Here is a 1,758-nt window from a genome sequence, read left to right on the forward strand (position 1 = left end):
CCCGCAAGGCGACCACCGCGGCCGCGCTGACCGCCCAGGCGGCGGCCAAGGCACAGCGGGCCGCCTCGGCGGCCAGGCTGAACGCCGGTGACGCCCGGCTGGCCCGCGAGGCGGCCGAGGCTGCCCGCGACGCGGCGGCCATGGCGAAGGAACTGGAGCAGGTCCGCGCCGAGCGGGACCGGGCCCTGGCCCAGGCCGGCGCAGCGTCGGCGTCGGCCAAACTGGCCAGTCAGAACGCGGATGCCGCGGGTGCCGCCGCGGACCAGGCGAGCCAGCAGTCGGGGGTGTCCCAGCAGCAGGCGCAGCGGGCCCGTAACGCCGCCGCGCAGGCGCGTCGCGCGGCGGCGACTGCGGACCGGGCGGCCGACCGGGCCGAGGCCCTCGCGCAGCAGGCCCGCGAGGCGTCCGAGGAGGCGTTCGCGTACGCCAAGTCGGCCGCGCAGCACGCCGACAACGCCGTCACTCAGGCGATCGCGGCGGCCGACGCGGCCGACCGCGGTCAGCTGTCCGCGGCCGAGGCGGCCAAGCACGCGGCGGCCGCGGTGGACGCCGCGAACGTCGCGGTGAACGCAGCCAACCAGGCGGTGGAGCTTGAGGCGCTGGCGCGGCAGGAGGACGCGGACCGCCTGGCCGAGTGGAAAGAGCAGGGCATCCAGGCCGCGCAGGACGCGGTGCTGGCCGAGCAGGCGGCCATCGCCGAGGGTGGTGAGCTGAACGCCTGGAACCGCTCGCTGCTGTGGGACACCGCCGAGGAGGACCGTGTCGACGCGGCCACCCGGGCCCTGCTCAACGAAGCGACCGCGGCCGGCGTCTCGCCGGCGGTGGCGGTCGACCGGGGCCGCCGGGCGGCTGTCGCGCTGCTCACCACCGGTGGTGAGTGGACCAAGGACGCGGCCCAGGACGCCCTGGCCGGCACCGACGCCGAAGTTCTGCTCTGGCTGACCGAGGGCCGGCGGGCCGCGGTCGGGCAGGACGACCGGGCCCGGGCCTGGCGGCTGATCGACACGCTGCCCGACGGCAACGAGAAGACCGCGACGCAGACCGCGCTCAACGGCACCGACGCGGCCGTGGAGACGTTCCTGCGGACGCGCAACTACGCCGGCAAGTCGGTCAAGGACAGCCAGACGATCTACGCGATGCTCACCGGCGCCGGGCCGAGCCTGACCGCGGCGGCCAACGCGGCGCTGGGCGGCACAACGGCCCAGAAACACCAGTTCATCCGTACGGGGCAGTATCCGGCCCGGGCGGCCGACGACCGCCTCGAGATCTACCGCGTGCTGGAGACCGGCGGTCCCGAGGTCGTTGCGGCCGGCGAGGTGGCCCTGAAAGGCCCGGCCTCGTACATGTCGTACTTCCTGGCCAGTGGCCGGTACGAAGCGGCCCAGCGTGACCTCGAGCAGGCGGCGCACGTCCAGACCGTGCACAAGCTGATCGCCGAGGCCCAGCAGTACGCGCAGAAGTCGGTCGAGGACGCCAACCGGGCGTTGGAGGCGGCCAAGCGGGCGCAGGGCTACGCCGACGAGGCGAACGCGGCCAAGGACCGTGCGAACGCAGCCGCGGCCCAGGCGATCACCTTCTCCAACCAGGCCCAGGCCTCGGCGCAGGAGGCAAAGCGGTCGGCCGACCAGGCGGCGCAGTCGGCCGTCACCGCCCGCGACGCGTCCAACCGGGCCCAGGCCAGCGCGGCCGCGGCCTCCCGGTCGGCAGCCACCGCGACCGCGGCCGCGCAGCGTGCGCGCAATGACGCCGCCGCGGCTC

Annotated in this window: 1 protein-coding gene; it reads left to right on the forward strand. The window is 75.8% G+C overall.

What is annotated here, in order from left to right; all coding sequences use genetic code 11:
• Window positions 1-1,758: ALF repeat-containing protein (locus AB0E94_RS52815; RefSeq protein WP_360344524.1), on the forward strand; the 1,758-nt coding region annotated here is incomplete at both ends.

Source organism: Actinoplanes sp. NPDC026670, from assembly GCF_040638175.1.
GTDB lineage: Bacteria > Actinomycetota > Actinomycetes > Mycobacteriales > Micromonosporaceae > Actinoplanes.